17 protein-coding genes are annotated in these 15,889 nt (G+C 59.3%); 1 reads left to right on the top strand and 16 read right to left on the bottom strand.

The window, feature by feature from the left end; genetic code table 11:
• From AB4Z11_RS05290 to AB4Z11_RS05235, 12 genes are all read right to left on the bottom strand, one after another.
• The coding region (locus AB4Z11_RS05290) for a F0F1 ATP synthase subunit gamma (protein ID WP_442023167.1) at positions 1-524 on the bottom strand (524 nt) is incomplete at its 3' end.
• Positions 525-578: 54 nt separating this feature from the next.
• The gene (gene atpA / locus AB4Z11_RS05285) at positions 579-2,120 is read right to left on the bottom strand and encodes a F0F1 ATP synthase subunit alpha (RefSeq protein ID WP_442023165.1); all 1,542 of its coding nucleotides are present in this window, start codon (positions 2,118-2,120) and stop codon (positions 579-581) included.
• Between the two features lie 65 nt (positions 2,121-2,185).
• A complete protein-coding gene (locus AB4Z11_RS05280) occupies positions 2,186-2,719 on the bottom strand; it encodes a F0F1 ATP synthase subunit delta (protein ID WP_442023163.1) in 534 nt (177 codons plus the stop codon).
• Between the two features lie 2 nt (positions 2,720-2,721).
• Positions 2,722-3,192 carry a F0F1 ATP synthase subunit B gene (locus tag AB4Z11_RS05275; protein WP_442023161.1) on the bottom strand — a complete coding sequence of 157 codons (471 nt, stop codon included), beginning with the start codon at positions 3,190-3,192 and terminating at the stop codon, positions 2,722-2,724.
• Positions 3,193-3,232: 40 nt separating this feature from the next.
• Positions 3,233-3,514 carry a F0F1 ATP synthase subunit C gene (gene atpE / locus AB4Z11_RS05270; protein WP_395404002.1) on the bottom strand — a complete coding sequence of 94 codons (282 nt, stop codon included), beginning with the start codon at positions 3,512-3,514 and terminating at the stop codon, positions 3,233-3,235.
• Between the two features lie 73 nt (positions 3,515-3,587).
• Positions 3,588-4,403, bottom strand: a complete 816-nt coding sequence (atpB, locus tag AB4Z11_RS05265) for a F0F1 ATP synthase subunit A (RefSeq protein WP_442023159.1) — start codon at positions 4,401-4,403, stop codon at positions 3,588-3,590.
• Positions 4,404-4,421: 18 nt separating this feature from the next.
• A complete protein-coding gene (locus AB4Z11_RS05260; RefSeq protein WP_442023158.1) occupies positions 4,422-4,790 on the bottom strand; it encodes an ATP synthase subunit I in 369 nt (122 codons plus the stop codon).
• Between the two features lie 254 nt (positions 4,791-5,044).
• Positions 5,045-5,929: a ParB/RepB/Spo0J family partition protein gene (locus AB4Z11_RS05255; RefSeq protein ID WP_442023157.1), complete on the bottom strand. Its 885-nt coding sequence runs from the start codon at positions 5,927-5,929 to the stop codon at positions 5,045-5,047.
• A 6-nt stretch (positions 5,930-5,935) separates the two neighbouring features.
• Positions 5,936-6,706 (bottom strand): ParA family protein, encoded by a 771-nt coding sequence (locus tag AB4Z11_RS05250; RefSeq protein WP_442023156.1) that lies wholly within the window; start codon positions 6,704-6,706, stop codon positions 5,936-5,938.
• Between the two features lie 79 nt (positions 6,707-6,785).
• Complete coding sequence (gene rsmG, locus AB4Z11_RS05245) at positions 6,786-7,460, bottom strand: 16S rRNA (guanine(527)-N(7))-methyltransferase RsmG (RefSeq protein WP_442023155.1); 675 nt, start codon at positions 7,458-7,460, stop codon at positions 6,786-6,788.
• Positions 7,460-9,388, bottom strand: a complete 1,929-nt coding sequence (gene mnmG / locus AB4Z11_RS05240; protein ID WP_442023154.1) for a tRNA uridine-5-carboxymethylaminomethyl(34) synthesis enzyme MnmG — start codon at positions 9,386-9,388, stop codon at positions 7,460-7,462. The genes rsmG and mnmG overlap by 1 nt, the downstream gene beginning before the upstream one ends.
• Before the next feature lie 157 nt (positions 9,389-9,545).
• On the bottom strand, positions 9,546-10,313 hold the full coding sequence (locus AB4Z11_RS05235; protein ID WP_442023153.1) for a TSUP family transporter: 768 nt from the start codon (positions 10,311-10,313) through the stop codon (positions 9,546-9,548).
• A 109-nt stretch (positions 10,314-10,422) separates the two neighbouring features.
• On the opposite strand from AB4Z11_RS05235, the gene AB4Z11_RS05230 reads away from it, so the two are divergent.
• A complete protein-coding gene (locus AB4Z11_RS05230; protein WP_442023152.1) occupies positions 10,423-11,589 on the top strand; it encodes an iron-containing alcohol dehydrogenase in 1,167 nt (388 codons plus the stop codon).
• Between the two features lie 169 nt (positions 11,590-11,758).
• On the opposite strand, the gene AB4Z11_RS05225 is transcribed toward AB4Z11_RS05230, so the two are convergent.
• From AB4Z11_RS05225 to AB4Z11_RS05210, 4 genes are all read right to left on the bottom strand, one after another.
• Complete coding sequence (locus AB4Z11_RS05225) at positions 11,759-11,968, bottom strand: hypothetical protein (protein WP_442023151.1); 210 nt, start codon at positions 11,966-11,968, stop codon at positions 11,759-11,761.
• 99 nt (positions 11,969-12,067) lie between these two features.
• Positions 12,068-14,113 carry a 3-hydroxybutyrate oligomer hydrolase family protein gene (locus AB4Z11_RS05220; protein WP_442023150.1) on the bottom strand — a complete coding sequence of 682 codons (2,046 nt, stop codon included), beginning with the start codon at positions 14,111-14,113 and terminating at the stop codon, positions 12,068-12,070.
• Between the two features lie 18 nt (positions 14,114-14,131).
• Complete coding sequence (locus AB4Z11_RS05215; protein WP_442023168.1) at positions 14,132-15,106, bottom strand: branched-chain amino acid ABC transporter permease; 975 nt, start codon at positions 15,104-15,106, stop codon at positions 14,132-14,134.
• Positions 15,106-15,888: a branched-chain amino acid ABC transporter permease gene (locus AB4Z11_RS05210; protein ID WP_442023149.1), complete on the bottom strand. Its 783-nt coding sequence runs from the start codon at positions 15,886-15,888 to the stop codon at positions 15,106-15,108. Before AB4Z11_RS05210 ends, AB4Z11_RS05215 begins: the two co-directional genes overlap by 1 nt.
• Position 15,889 lies beyond the last annotated feature (1 nt).

Here is a 15,889-nt window from a genome sequence, read left to right as displayed (position 1 = left end):
GTGTAGCACAGGTAGACGGCGTCCAGTTTGCCTTCCTGGAATTTCTCCAGCATCACCTGTACCGGGCCGATCAGCTTTTCCAGGTGCGGCGTATCGCCGATCTGGGTAGCTTGAGCGACAACAGGTACACCGACGCGGTTCAGGAAGCCCAAACCTTTATTACCAATCGCTACTGCTTCAATCTTGTTCCCTGCAGCTTCCAGCTCGCGGGTTTTATTCGTCACCATACGCAGAACGTTGGTGTTCAGGCCGCCGCACAGACCCTTGTCGGTCGTGACAACGATAAAACCTACAGCCTTGGCGTCCGTCTTGGCTTCCGCCAGGAAGGAATGCGTGTACTCGGGGTTGGCATTTGCCAGGTTCGCAGCGATATTACGAATCTTGTCACTGTAGGGACGGGCGGCACGCATGCGGTCCTGCGCCTTGCGCATTTTCGATGCGGCGACCATTTCCATCGCCTTGGTGATCTTCTTCGTATTCTCTACGCTCTTGATCTTGCCACGTATCTCTTTGCCTACTGCCATGAGTCCTTACTCCTTTGCGCTTGATGGCGGCCCCTTGCGAGGCCGCCGTGCATCTTAGAATGCGCCGGATTTCTTGAAATCAGCAATGGCGGCCGACAGCGCTGCTTCGGCGTCTTTGTCCAGTTGCTTGGTTTCTTCGATCTTGGCCAGCAGGGCAGCTTGCTTGGTCTTCAGGTACGAGTGCAGACCGGCTTCGAAAGCCAGCACTTGCTTGACAGCGATATCGTCCAGGAAGCCCTTGTTCACTGCGAACAGGGAGGCGCCCATCAGGGAGATCGACAGCGGCGAGTATTGCGCCTGCTTCAGCAGTTCGGTCACGCGGGCACCGCGGTCCAGCTGCTTACGGGTCGATTCGTCCAGATCGGAAGCGAACTGCGCGAACGCAGCCAGTTCACGGTACTGTGCCAAGTCGGTACGGATACCGCCGGACAGGCCCTTGATGACCTTGGTCTGAGCAGCACCACCCACGCGCGACACCGAGATACCGGCGTTAATCGCAGGACGGATACCGGCGTTGAACAGCGAGGTTTCCAGGAAGATCTGACCGTCGGTAATCGAAATCACGTTGGTCGGAACGAAGGCGGAAACGTCACCAGCCTGGGTTTCGATAATCGGCAGTGCGGTCAGGGAACCGGTCTTGCCTTTCACGGCGCCGTTGGTGAACTTCTCGACGTAGTCGGCGTTCACGCGGGCTGCGCGTTCCAGCAGACGGCTGTGCAGGTAGAACACGTCGCCTGGGTATGCTTCGCGGCCTGGTGGACGGCGCAGCAGCAGGGAGATCTGACGGTAGGCAACAGCTTGCTTGGACAGGTCGTCGTACACGATCAGGGCGTCTTCACCGCGGTCGCGGAAGTATTCGCCCATGGTGCAACCGGAGTAAGCCGAGATGTACTGCATCGCAGCCGATTCCGAAGCGGAAGCGGCAACAACGATGGTGTACTCCATCGCGCCGTGCTGTTCCAGGGAACGCACGATGTTCTTGATGGTCGATGCTTTCTGGCCGATTGCAACGTAGATGCAGGTCATGCCCTGGCCTTTTTGGTTGATGATCGCATCAACCGCTACGGCGGACTTACCAGTTTGACGGTCGCCAATGATCAGCTCACGCTGGCCACGGCCAATTGGAACCATCGCGTCGATCGACTTCAGGCCGGTCTGCATAGGCTGGCCGACGGACTCACGGGCGATAACGCCTGGAGCGATCTTTTCGATTGGGGAGGTCATGGTGGTAGCCACAGGACCTTTGCCGTCGATCGGCTGGCCCAGGGCGTTGACCACGCGGCCTTTCAGTTCCGGACCAACCGGCACTTCCAGGATGCGGCCCGTGCACTTCACGGTGTCGCCTTCGGAGATGTGCTCGTAAGCACCCAGAATCACGGCGCCGACGGAGTCACGCTCCAGGTTCATTGCCAGACCAAAGGTGTTGCCCGGGAATTCCAGCATCTCGCCTTGCATCACTTCGGACAGACCGTGGATGCGGCAGATACCGTCGGCAACGGAAATTACGGTGCCTTGATTGCGCACTTCAGCGCCGCCATCAATGCCTTGAATCCGGCTCTTGATCAGCTCGCTGATTTCAGATGGGTTGAGTTGCATACTAACTCCTAAATGTTTTCTCTCTCAGCTTGCGCGAGGGTAAAGGGTCTCTGCCGAAGCGGGGCTCAAGCAACCAGCGCATTGCGCAGGTCTTGCAGCTTGGCGCGCACCGAAGTGTCGAGCACTTCGTCGCCGACCACCACGCGGACGCCRCCAATCAGGCTTGGGTCCACGGTAACGGCCGGCTTGAGCTTGCGGCTGAATTTCTTTTCCAGCGTCGTGACGAGCGCTGCCACCTGGGCGTCGCTCATGTCGAATGCGCTCGTGATTTCGGCATCTGCCGCACCTTCCGCTGCATTCTTCAGCAGCTGGAATTGGGCGCCGATTTCAGGCAGCAGTTCGATGCGGCCGTTATCGATCAGCATCGAGAGGAAGTTGTTCGCTTCCGCGTTGAGCGGCGATTTCAGCAGGGACTGGATGGTGGCGGTGATGTCGGCAGCCGAAACTTTCGGGTTGCGGACATACGCCAGCACCTCCGAATGCGAACCGATCTGGGCCATTTCGGACACCAGATCGGACCACTGCGCGAGGTTACCAGCCTTGGCTACGCGGAAGAGGGCTTCCGCGTAAGGACGGGCGACGGTTGCGAGTTCTGCCATGATCAGAGCTCGGTTGCCAGGCGGGCCAGCAGGTCAGCGTGAGCCGACGCGTTGACTTCGCGCTTCAGGATTTGCTCGGCGCCCTTCACAGCCAGATCAGCCACTTGACCACGCAGTGCTTCGCGGGCCTGGGTTGCTTGCTGGTCGGCTTCTGCTTTCGCTTGCGCAATGATGCGGTTGGCTTCAGCTTGTGCGTTGGCTTTGATTTCTTCAGCAACCAGCTGAGCGCGCTTTTCGGCGTCCGCGACGCGCTGGGCAGCTTCGTCGCGGGCAGCGGCCAGAGCGGTGGAAGCACGCTCTTCAGCTTGCTTTACCAGCACTTGGCCCTGGTCGGCGGCAGCCAGACCGTCTGCAATACGCTTGGCACGCTCATCCAGCGCATTATTCAGCGCCGGGAATACGAACTTCATCGAGAACCAGACGAGCACCGCGAAGGTGATCATCTGACCGATGAGAGACATATTGATGTTCATACCTTGCTCCTAAAAGTTTTCTCCGAAAAGAGGAGAAAGATTACTGAGCAGCAGCGGTAGCCAGGGCGGTCAGGAACGGGTTGTTGAAGGTGAACAGCAGAGCAACACCAACGCCGATCATGGAGATCGCGTCCAGCAGACCAGCGATAACGAACAGTTTGGTTTGCAGCTGAGGCATCAGTTCAGGCTGGCGTGCGGAAGCTTCCAGGAATTTGCCGCCCAGGATAGCGAAGCCGAGTGCGGTGCCGATGGCGCCCAGGCCAACGATGATGGCAACTGCCAGAACGGTCATGCTTTGTACTTGTGCGATCAGAGCTTGCATTAGATTTCTCCTAATTTAAAAAAACGAAAATACCAAAAAACTAAATACCAATAAACCAAAAATAAGTTGCTGATTAATGCTTCTCAACCGCAAGGGCCAGATACACAACCGTCAACGCCATAAACACAAACGCTTGCAGGGTAACAATCAGAATGTGGAAGATTGCCCATGGACCGCCCAGCAGCCACTGTGCCCACCATGGCAGCAGCGCGATCAGAATGAAGATCAGTTCGCCGGCGTACATATTGCCGAACAGTCGCAGCGACAGGGAGATTGGCTTGGCGAACAGTTCCAGCATCTGGAAGATGAAGTTCACAGGCGCCAGGAAGATGGCGGCCACACCGTGCGCGTGGAACGGCGCGGTGAACAGTTCTTTACCCCAGCCGCCAATGCCCTTGGCCTTGATCGAGAAGCCGATGATGCACAGCAGGACGCCGATCGACATGCCGAAGGTGTGGTTCACGTCAGCGGTAGGAACAACGCGAAGCTTGTGCACGCCGAAGAAGGTCAGGAACTTCGGCAGCAGGTCGACTGGCAGGAAGTCCATTGCATTCATCAGCCAGACCCAGACGAAGATGGTGATGGCCAACGGGGCGATCACTTTCGACTTGGCGTGGAAGGCGGAATTAACGGTGTCGTTCACCAGTTCCATGATCCATTCGACGAAGTTCTGCAGCTTGCCAGGAACGCCAGCGGTGGCGCGCTTGGAAGCCATGTAGAAAATGCCGAGGAAAACCAGGCCCAGGATCGCGGAGATCCAGAACGTATCCAGGTTGAACGTGCCGGCGGCGACGCTGGAATCGGTCAGGCTATTGTGGGAAAGGTGGTGCTGAATATACTCTGTGGCGTTAGCCGGGCCCTCATGGCCCACAGTGTGTTCAGTGGTCATAATTAAATGTATTGATTTTTAAACCGTGAGCAGTGCCAACCAGTATGCGAAGGTCGTCACCACGAATCCTAAAATCAGCCACAACCATGCAGCTGACGGGAACAGCACCAGTGCCAAAATAAACAGCACTGCCGTTACAAATACTTTTGCCATCTCGCCGCGGAAGTGCGTCCGGAATGCTTTTTTTGCATCCTCGCTACCGCGCGCTACCATGGTCGCGTAGACCAGGCTACCCAAGACCGCAATAATGCCGCCCATGGCAGCGGACCAGCCTTTCCCCACCCCGGCGAAAAGCGCGACGAGGGCTGAGAAAAGGACGGCGATTGTTAACTGCAGGGCAACTACTCGGAAGACTGGTTTGGCGATACTCTTCGAAGAATCACTCACTTACCGCGTTCCTATAGACCCAAAGACACGGGATTATAGTCGGTTTACACGGGCATGGTCAAACATGGTGCAACGCAAAAAGCACCCTAACAACAACGTTATTCTGCTGAATTCGCAGTCAACTGACGACTACTTGCAACGTAATCGCCGCCCAGCTTAGCGCAGCTGGCTGACGCGGAACTTGCATACAAAACCACAGTGCAAAATCTGGTGGCAGGCACATCGTGCCTGCCACCTGGTCCTGGCCTTGGGTTCTAACTACGCAATCGGGCGATCACGCCATCCAGGATATCGAGGTCGGCGAAGTCGATAATCATCTGTCCACGGCCTTTGGCGCCCATTTTGAACACCACGGAAGTTGCCAATGTGTCAGATAGCTCTTCTTCAAGTCGCTTGATGTCGCCCGATTTTTCGCGCACGCGGGCGGCCGGTTTCTCGGCCGCCTCCTCCATGTGCTTCTGCACTAGTTTTTCCGTTTCGCGCACGGACAGTCGTTTTGCAACAACAACATTGGCGAGCTGGATCTGGCTGGCGGCGTCGACGGCCAGCAGCGCACGGGCGTGGCCCATGTCGATATCCCCTGCCATCAGCATGGTTTGCACCGGCTCGGCCAGGTTCATCAGGCGCAGCAGGTTGGACACGGCAGAACGCGAGCGGCCGACGGCATGCGCCGCCTGCTCGTGGGTGAAGTTGAAATCGGTGATCAGGCGATGGATGCCTTGCGCCTCTTCCAACGGATTCAGGTCTTCGCGCTGGATATTCTCGATCAGGGCCATGGCGGCCGCAGTCGTGTCGTCCACATCCTTCACCAGGACCGGCACGCTTTCCAGGCCCGCAATCTGCGCCGCGCGGAAACGGCGTTCGCCGGCGATGATCTCGTAACGCACGTGGCCGTTGGACTTATCCACACCTACCGGGCGTACCAGCAGCGGCTGGATGATGCCCTGGGTTTTGATCGATGCCGCCAGTTCGGCCAGGCTGCCCTCGYCCATCTGGGTACGCGGCTGGTACTTACCCGCCTGCAGATAAGCCACCTGCATTTCGTGCGGGTTTGGATGGGAGGTCGGATCTGCCGGGTCCTGGTCGCCGCCCAACAATGCGTCGAGGCCTCGTCCGAGGCCTTTCATTTTCTTTGCCATGTGTGATTACATTTTCTTGATGCGTTTAACCATTTCGGCGCCGAAGGCAATGTATGCCTGCGCCCCTTTGGAAGCCGGGTCGAACGTCACGCCCGGCATGCCGTAGGACGGCGCCTCGGCCAGCCGCACATTGCGCGGGATGATGGTCTTGAAGACCTTGTCGCCGAAGTGCTGCTCCAGCTGCTGCGAGACTTGCTGCGACAGTGTCATGCGCGGATCGAACATCACGCGCAGCAGGCCGATGATCTTCAGGTCCGGATTCAGATTGGCGTGCACCTTCTTGATGGTGTTCACCAGATCGGACAGGCCTTCCAGTGCATAGTATTCGCACTGCATCGGAATGATCACGCCGTGTGCGGCGCACAGGCCGTTCAGCGTCAGCATCGACAGTGCCGGAGGGCAGTCGATCAGGACGAAGTCATATTCGCTATCCACCTTGGCCAGCGCATCGCGCAGGCGGCGTTCGCGGTTATCCAGCTGCACCATCTCCACTTCCGCGCCGGCCAGCTCGCGGTTGGCAGGCAGCACGTCGAAGCGCCCTGCCTCGGAACGCTGGCGCGCAGTGGCCACGTCGGAAGTACCGAGCATGACTTCATAGGTGGAGGAAGTAAGGCCTGCTTTGTTGATGCCTGCGCCCATCGTGGCGTTACCCTGAGGGTCCAGGTCTACCAGCAATACGCGCTGGTTAAGTTTGGCCAAGCCGGCGGCGAGGTTCACTGTCGTGGTGGTTTTGCCCACGCCGCCTTTTTGATTTGCTACACAGAAAATTTTGGCCATGTATTCTTCTTTTGATATAAATCGTTTATACGGTATAAATTGTTAATACTATTTATTCAGTTTATACGGTATAAATCGTTTATACCGTTTCTATAGTCGTAGCTGTCGTAGTTGTTTTCTTGATAAACACGAGATGCCGCTCCGCGTCCAGCCCTGGCACCTGTAGCGCTTGCAGATCGCTCACTTTCCAGGGCTCTGGCAGTCGCTCTCTTTCGTCTGCCGGCGCCGTGCCTTTCAGGGCGATGAATTGCCCGCCATCCGCCAGCAGGTGCCCGGACCAGTTCACGAAGTCCGAGAGGTCTGCGAAGGCCCGCGAGGTGATCACGTCGAAGGGCGTCTTCACCTGCAGGTCCTGCACCTTCTTCGTGTAGACCGTGACGTTGCTCAGCCCCAGCTCCGCCTTCACTTGCGTGAGGAAGGCCGTCTTCTTGTGCACCGTATCGATCATGGACACTTTCATGCCCGGCCGGGAGATCGCCAGCACCATGCCCGGCAGTCCGCCCCCTGCCCCAACGTCCAGCACATTCCGCGCTTGCTCGAAGGCGGGCACCGAAGCCAGCGAATCCAGCACGTGCAGCGTCATCATTTCCATCGGATCGCGTACCGCCGTCAGGTTGTACACGTGATTCCATTTGTTCAGCAGGGCCAGGTAATCCAGCAACTTCTCCTGCTGCTCTTGCGACAGTCCCAGCTTCAGATCCGTTACGCCATTCTGCAATACTTGCGCCAGCCGCGCGCGGTCGAACAGCGCCATCAAGCAGCCTCATCTTTCAGCGTAACGAAGCCACCGTAGCCGGCCTTCTTCAGATGCACCAGCAGCAGCGAAATCGCAGCCGGGGTCACACCCGAAATACGCGAAGCCTGGCCCAGGGTTTCCGGACGATGCTTCTGCAGCTTCTGGCGCACTTCCATCGACAGCGCCGTGATCTCGGCATAGTTGAAGCCTTCCGGCAGCTTCAGGTTTTCGTAGTGCTCGTGACGCTCCACTTCGCGCAGCTGGCGATCGATATAGCCCGAATACTTCAGGGTGATCTCCACCTGCTCTTTCACCGACTCGTCGGCCACGCCTGGACCAGCCAGTGCCTGGCCTTCGTTGCCGGTCATGCTCATCAGCTTGTCGTACTCGACGCCCGGACGGCGCAGCAGATCGGCCAGCGAATACTCGCGCTCGATCGCCTGGCCCACCACACGCTCGGACTCGGTTGCCGCCAGAATGCGCGGGTTCACCCAGGTCGATTTCAGGCGTTCCAGCTCAACGGCCACCGCCTCGCGCTTGCGCTCGAATGCTTCCCACTGCGCATCGCCAACCACACCCAGCTTACGCCCGATTTCTGTCAGGCGCATGTCAGCGTTGTCTTCACGCAGACTCAGGCGGTATTCCGCGCGGCTGGTGAACATGCGGTATGGTTCCTGCACGCCCTGGGTGACGAGGTCGTCCACCAGCACGCCGAGGTAAGCTTCGGAGCGGCCCGGCGTCCAGGATTCCTTGCCCTGGGTTTGCAGCGCGGCGTTGATGCCGGCCAGCATGCCCTGCGCCGCGGCTTCTTCGTAGCCGGTGGTGCCGTTGATCTGGCCAGCGAAGAACAGGCCATTGATGGCCTTGGTTTCCAGCGAAGCCTTCAGGCCGCGCGGGTCGAAATAGTCATACTCGATGGCGTAGCCCGGACGCAGAATGTGCGCATTTTCCAGGCCCTTCATGGAGCGCACCAGCTCGATCTGCACGTCAAATGGCAGACTGGTCGAGATGCCGTTCGGGTAGAACTCGTGCGTGGTCAGGCCTTCCGGTTCCAGGAAAATCTGGTGCGATTCCTTGGACGAGAAGCGATGAATCTTGTCTTCAATCGACGGGCAGTAGCGCGGACCCACACCTTCAATCACGCCGGTGAACATCGGGCTGCGGTCCAGGCCGTTGCGGATGATGTCGTGGGTTTTGGTGTTGGTGTGCGTCACCCAGCACGGCAGCTGCTGCGGGTGCATGGCGGCACTGCCCATTACCGAGAACACCGGCACCGGATCGAGGTCGCCCGGCTGCTCGGTCATCTGCGAAAAGTCGATGCTGCGGCCGTCGATACGCGGCGGCGTGCCAGTCTTCAGACGGCCTTGAGGCAGCTTCAATTCCTTCAGACGGGCGCCCAGCGAGATGGCTGGCGGATCGCCGGCACGGCCGGCCGAGTAGTTCTCCAGGCCGACGTGGATTTTTCCGTTCAGGAAGGTGCCGGCCGTCAGCACGACAGCGCGGCCCAGGAACTTCAGCCCGATCTGGGTGACGGCGCCGACCACGCGGTCGCCCTCCACCATCAGGTCATCGACGGCCTGCTGGAACAGCCACAGGTTCGGCTGGTTTTCCAGGCGCGAACGGATGGCGGCCTTGTACAGGATACGGTCGGCTTGGGCGCGCGTGGCGCGGACTGCCGGGCCTTTTGACGAGTTCAGGATACGGAACTGGATGCCCGCCTCGTCAGTGGCGATAGCCATTGCGCCGCCCATGGCGTCGACCTCTTTGACGAGGTGGCCCTTGCCGATACCGCCGATGGACGGGTTGCACGACATCTGGCCCAGCGTCTCAATGTTGTGGGTCAACAGGAGCGTCTTCTGTCCCATTCGAGCAGAAGCCAGGGCCGCCTCGGTGCCGGCGTGACCGCCACCGACAACGATGACGTCGAATTCAGTAGGAAATAGCATGGTGAAAATTGGGGGAAATCTGGGGATCGAACAGAATTATAAAGTTTTTTGCGCCTTGCGAATTTTTTGGGCAGAAATTTTTGTCTGTTAATGTTTCACGTGGAACAAAAAAAGGGGCCATCAGGCCCCTTTCCAACATTGTTTCACGTGAAACAGTTCACTTCAACCAAGCGTCATAGCCGGTCTTGAGAATCAAGATTCCTACAACGACCAGGAAAAGTCGCCGCACAAATCCGCTGCCATGCTTCAGTGCAAGCTTCGTCCCCAGCACCGAACCGATAATCTGCAGCACCGCCATCATCAGACCCAGCTGCCAGATCAGGTGGCCATTGAAGCCAAACACGAGCAGGGCGGCAATATTGGTCGCCACATTGACGACCTTGGATGCCGCCGACGCGCTCAGGAAGTCAAAGCCGAAGCTGCGCACAAACAGGAAGACCAGGAAGCTGCCCACACCCGGACCGAAGAAGCCGTCATAGAAACCCAGGCCAGCGCCGACCAGCACAGCCATTACCTTCTCTTTGGTTCCGGTATGCAGCGGTGCATGGACGCTGCCCAGGTCCTTGCGGCGGAAAGTATAAATGGCCACCGCCAACAGCACGAAGGGCAACAGACTGCGTAGGAAATCGGCGGGGATACGGGTAACGGTCCAGGCGCCGATCAGGGAAAACAGGAAAGCCGTCGCCGCCGCCGGGGCCACCGTCGACCACGCCACCGGCGTCCGGCGCGCATAATTCATGGCCGCCGCGCTGGTGCCGAATACGCTGGCCAGCTTGTTGGTACCCAGCAAGGTCGCCGGAGACGTACCCTGCATGACGGAGAAAATCGCGGGAATCTGGATCAAGCCACCGCCGCCCACTACCGCATCCACGAAGCCGGCAGCAAACGCCGCGACCGCCAAAACACCAACACCCAGATCGAACACCACCGCCCTGCTCCCCAAACGCAAACCTCACATTGTACGCAGGAAATCCACACGCCGCCCGCCACTGGTGTAAGCTTTCCTACACCGTCACTCCAGTTGAGACACCGTGATGAACCCGAATCCGACCTTCAGCTTCAGCACTGTCCCACACATCATTTCGGAACTTGGAGCAGCCCGATCCCTGGGCGACCACCTGCGCGCAAAGTTCCCATCCGTCACCCGCGCCCTTGTCGTGACCGATCCCGGACTGCTGCGTGCCGGACTGGTGGACCTGCCGATCCAGAGTCTGCAGTCGGCCGGTTTTCACGTGAAAACTTACTCTGACGTGATCGCCGATCCACCCGAGCAGATCGTGCTGGAAGCGGTCGCCGCAGCCCGTCAACATGAAGCCGACATCATTATCGGCATCGGTGGCGGCAGCTCGATGGACGTAGCCAAGCTCATTGCGGTCATGGCCGAGAGCAAGCAGACGCTGCGCGAGATCTACGGGATTGGCAATGTGAAGGGTGGCCGGCTGCCGCTGGTCCTGGTCCCGACCACGGCAGGCACCGGCTCTGAAGTCACCAATATCTCCATCGTCACCACAGGCGCCACGACCAAGATGGGTGTGGTCGCGCCCCAGCTGTACGCCGACATGGCGGTGCTGGATGCCGAGCTGACGCTGGGCCTGCCGCCCGCCGTGACGGCGGCCACCGGTATTGACGCCATGGTCCACGCCATTGAAGCCTACACGAGCAAGCACAAGAAGAATCCCTTGTCCGATGGACTCGCCCGACAGGCGCTCAGTCTGCTGTCGGCCAACCTGATTCCGGCCTGCGAGAATGGACGCAATCTGGCGGCAAGGCAGGGCATGCTGCTGGGCGCCATGCTGGCGGGGCAGGCATTCTCCAACGCCCCGGTCGCCGCCGTGCATGCGCTGGCCTATCCAATCGGCGGGATATTCCATGTTCCCCACGGACTATCGAACTCGCTGGTGCTGCCTCATGTATTGCGCTTCAACGCGCCCGCCGCGGCGCCGCTTTATGCCGAACTGGCGTCGATCGTCGTGCCTCACGCCAGCGGCTCCGACGAGGCAAAGTCCGAGGCTCTGGTTGTTGCGATGCAGCAAATCGCCATCATCACCGGAATCGAGCGGACGCTGCAGCAAGTCGGCATCACCGAATCCGATCTCGACCGCCTCACCGACGACGCCATGCTCCAAACCCGCCTCCTCGGCAACAATCCCCGCGAAGTCACCCGCCCCGACGCCCGCGCCATCTACGCGGCAGCGCTCTGAAGAAGCTATTTGGAATTGTTCGGGAAGTAGAAACCGATAACCAGCGTCACCAGCGGCAACCTACCAACCGAGCCGCTTAACCGATCATTCAACTCAACTGAGCCAAGCGGCTCGTCAGCGGATGGCGACGCAGCGTCGCGCCGAACAATGGTGTCCGGATATTGGTCCATCACAAAACGCCGTTGATCCGAGCCACAGGCTTAAAGTTCTTGTCGACTATGGCCAACTGATTACCGCGCTTCAAGTCTTCCTCATCAGCCACCGGCAATAGCGCCAAGCCGCGCCGAATTGCTTCCATCTTGGTAATCCGGCGGCGGTCGGCCAGCTCTGTCAGCATCAGATCGGCTTCGTCGGATAGGCGAAAGGTAGTGCTGCTCATGATGTTCTCCAGGCAGTTCACATTTATGAAGTATAGATAGGACCTGYCTGGAACCCGCAAGAGATCAATGGGGATCTGCGGCGCATCAATAGCTGCCACCTAGTTCGGCACATCTACTACCGTGCCATTGATGTTGATGGCATTCGCGCCAGGCGCGGCGCTGAATGGCGGCACATTATCCGTGGTGATCGGGACGTCGGCTGATGCGCGGGGAAATGTACGTACTACCTGGGACGGCGGCAGAGCGGTGTTGGTTCTTATATTGGCCAGCGCTACATCCAGCGCCCGGAACAGGTAGACGTGCAGCGGCACGATGCTGGCGGGTAGTACATTAGTGAATGAATCGAAGTGATTGGCGTTCGTCACCTCGACATAGCGCAGCTTGCTGTTGTTTCCCTCCACGGATGCATTCAGCGCGAGGTAAGCACGGCTGCCGTGATTCACCGGGATCAAGGTATCGCTGCGTCCAGCAACGATGATAGCGGGCTTGCCGTGCAGATTTCCAGTCGCCTGCACCTCCATCATCCCCGTGCGCACTTTCGTGCTCAGCGCGGCCATATTGCCTGCAAGCGGGGCACCGGTAATCGCATCAGCCCCAATCGCCAGCGAGCGTATGCACAAAAAACCGTCCAGCGCCTGGTCCATCACGCCTGTGGACGGCGAAACCGCCGCCGAGTAAGCCCTGGCGCCACCGACAGCATCCTCATACACCGGCGAGCCGACAATCCCATTCTGCGCCGCAAAACTGGCTGCCCGCACAGCTGGCGGAAGCGGAATCGGCGTGCCGCTGCCCTCCACGTTCGCCCAGCTGAACCCGCACACCTTATCGGTCACGGAAAAGCGTCCATACGCATTCACATAAGTCACCGCCACCAGAATATTGGTCAGCGCATGCGCCCCCTCCAGGATCTCCGCCTCGGACTGCCAGCCATAAGCGCGCATGCGCGCCTTCGCATCATTCTGTTGCGACAGCAAATTACTGCCACTCAGCAGCCCCTTCGCCACCAGCGCATCGCAACGCCCCGTTACACCGGCGATGCACGGTTCATACAGCGCCGCAAAGCTTGAATAATCCAGCAGCGGCTTGCCCTGCGACGCAACGTTCACGCCGCCCTGCCGCACCGCGAAGCCGGTCGTCTTATTCGGTTGAATCTGCGGCTCAGTCACAGCTACCGCATCAATCAGCCCCTTGCTATCCTGTTCAGCCGCCAGCAGTGCCGCCCCCGCGCCATTGGAAATACTCGATGCAATCGTCGCCGTATTGGCCGGAGTCAGGCGGACGATCTTGCTCTTGTTATCGCTCGCCAGCACGCCGTACTTTTCGTTCAAGACGTAGAAGGCAAACTCCAGCGCCTGCAAGGTCACCCTGCCCCAATCCTTCTCCGGATTCTGCCGTGAGTGCGCATGCTTGAACGCGATGCGGTTCGGGAAGCTGGTAGCGAACGCCGCGCGGTCCGCGTCACTCAGCGCCGGCGCAAAGATCGCGTTGTTGGCGGCCGCCCCGCGAGTCGCGCGCTGGCCGCTCTGCACGTTCACGGAATCGTCGTCAAAAGTATAAAGACCGGTGCCGCCGCCCTTGTCCGCATAAGCCACAGCGCAATTGTTCTTCAGCCCCCATTCACCCGCGCTACCGATGGACCCGTATATCCCGCGCGAGCCGCTGGAAACGCCGCTCACAATGCAGGCGTTGCTGGCGTCGAAGCCATTCGGCACCTGCACCATCAAGGTCACATTGAACTTGCCGGTGCCATCGTCCGCGTAGGCGATGTACTCGGTGCCGGCGATCTTGCCCTCATTCGCCGTGACCTGGCCCTGCGCCGTCACATTCGGGCCGTACAGCGTGCCATAGCCGCTGTTGGCGCTGATATCGAGCACAGCGCGGTAATTGGTGTAGATCGCGTTCCGGCGCAGCTCGCGGGCCGTCGGATTATTCGCATCGGCATAAGCGGGCACCGAGCCTGCGAGCCCGCTTTTGCCGAGGCCCGCAGTCAGCAGATCGTCAGAATTACCGTCGTAGCTGGTGATGGTGACAGCGCCGAGATAGCTCGGCGGCATGTTGATATTCTCCGGCTCATCGCCACCCTGGCGATGGCTGCCGCAAGAAACGAGGAGTACGGAAGCAGCTGCAAAAACGAAGTTGCGCATGACTTACTCCTTAGAGGTTTATGCTGGCTTTCTCCTATCGAAGTAGGCCAGGACTTCGCCAATAATGCCGCGGCGGAACAGCAGCACACAGGCCACAAAGATCAGGCCCGTCACCATGCTCACGGCCTCCCCCAGCGTGTTAAACCACTCGATGCCGGTCAGCGACGCCATCAACGTCCCGAAGTCGCCCAGCTTATTTTCCAATGCAACGATGATGATCGCGCCCAGGATCGGCCCGACCATCGTGCCCATGCCGCCAACCAGGGTCATCAGAATCACCATGCCGGACATGGACCAGTGCACATCCGTCAGCGTCTCGAAGCCGAGCACCATGGTCTTGGTGGCGCCCGCCAGTGCAGCCAGCGCGGCCGACAGCACAAAGGCCATCAGCTTGAACTTCTCCACGTCATAGCCCAGCGAGACGGCGCGCGGCTCATTTTCCTTGATCGCCTTCAGCACCTGGCCAAACGGCGAGTGCACCGTGCGCACGATCAGCGCGAAGSCCGCMACGAAGATSGCCAGCACCACGTAATACAGCGTCAGATCGCTCTGCAGATCAATCACGCCCAGCAGCTTCCCGCGCGGCACGCCCTGCAAGCCGTCTTCGCCGCCGGTGAAGCTACCGAAACGCAGCGCACCGAAGAACACCATCTGCGCCAGCGCCAGGGTAATCATCGCGAAGTAAATGCCCTGGCGGCGGATCGCCAGCGCCCCCATCACCAGGCCGATCAGCGCCCCAGCCGCAACGCCCGTCAGAATCGCCAGCTCGAACGGCAGGCCCCAGTTCTTGATCGCATTGCCGGCAAAGTAGCCCGCAGCGCCAAAGAAGGCCGCGTGTCCGAACGACAGCAAGCCCGTAAAGCCGATCAGCAGATTGAAGGCGCAGGCAAACAGCGCGAAGCACAGCAGCTTCATCAGGAACACGGGATAGCCGACAAACGGCGCCCCCAGCGCCAGCGCCAAAGCAATTGCGTAGCCAACTTTCTTGTTCATCATTTTTCCTTACCGAACAGGCCAGCTGGACGCAGCAGCAGCACAATCACCATCACCAGGAACACGACGGTGGACGAAAACTCCGGATAGAAAACCTTGGTCAGCCCTTCGATCACGCCAAGACCAAGACCAGTGAGGATCGAGCCCATGATGGACCCCATGCCTCCGATCACCACAACGGCGAATACGACGATAATCAGGTTCGACCCCATCAGAGGGGTCACCTGGATGATTGGCGCCGCCAGAACGCCTGCAAACGCGGCCAAAGCGACGCCGAAGCCATAGGTGAGGGTGACCATCAGCGGCACGTTGATGCCGAAGGCCTCCACCAGTTTCGGATTCTCTGTCCCCGCACGCAAATAAGAACCCAGCTTGGTCTTCTCGATCACGAACCAGGTCACCAGACACACCAGCAGCGAAGCGACCACCACCCACCCCCGGTAATTCGGCATCACCATGAATCCAAGGTCCGTCGCCCCCTGCAGCAATTCAGGCGTATCCACCGGCTGGCCGGACACGCCGTAGAAGGAACGGAAGACGCCTTCAATCAGCAGCGTAATGCCGAACGTCAGCAGCAGGCCATACAGGTGATCCAGCTTGTAGAGCCAGCGCAGCATGGTCTTCTCGATGATGATGCCCAGCACGCCCACAATAAACGGCGACAGCACCAGCATCACCCAGTAGTTCAGGCCAAAGTAAGCCATCCCCATCCAGGCCAGGAAAGCGCCCATCATGTAGAGCGCGCCGTGCGAAAAATTGATCACATTCAGCAGGCCAAAGATG

It is taken from the genome of Pseudoduganella sp. RAF53_2 (genome assembly GCF_052113985.1).
GTDB lineage: Bacteria > Pseudomonadota > Gammaproteobacteria > Burkholderiales > Burkholderiaceae_D > Rugamonas.
This window is presented reverse-complemented; position numbering and strand designations above follow the sequence as displayed.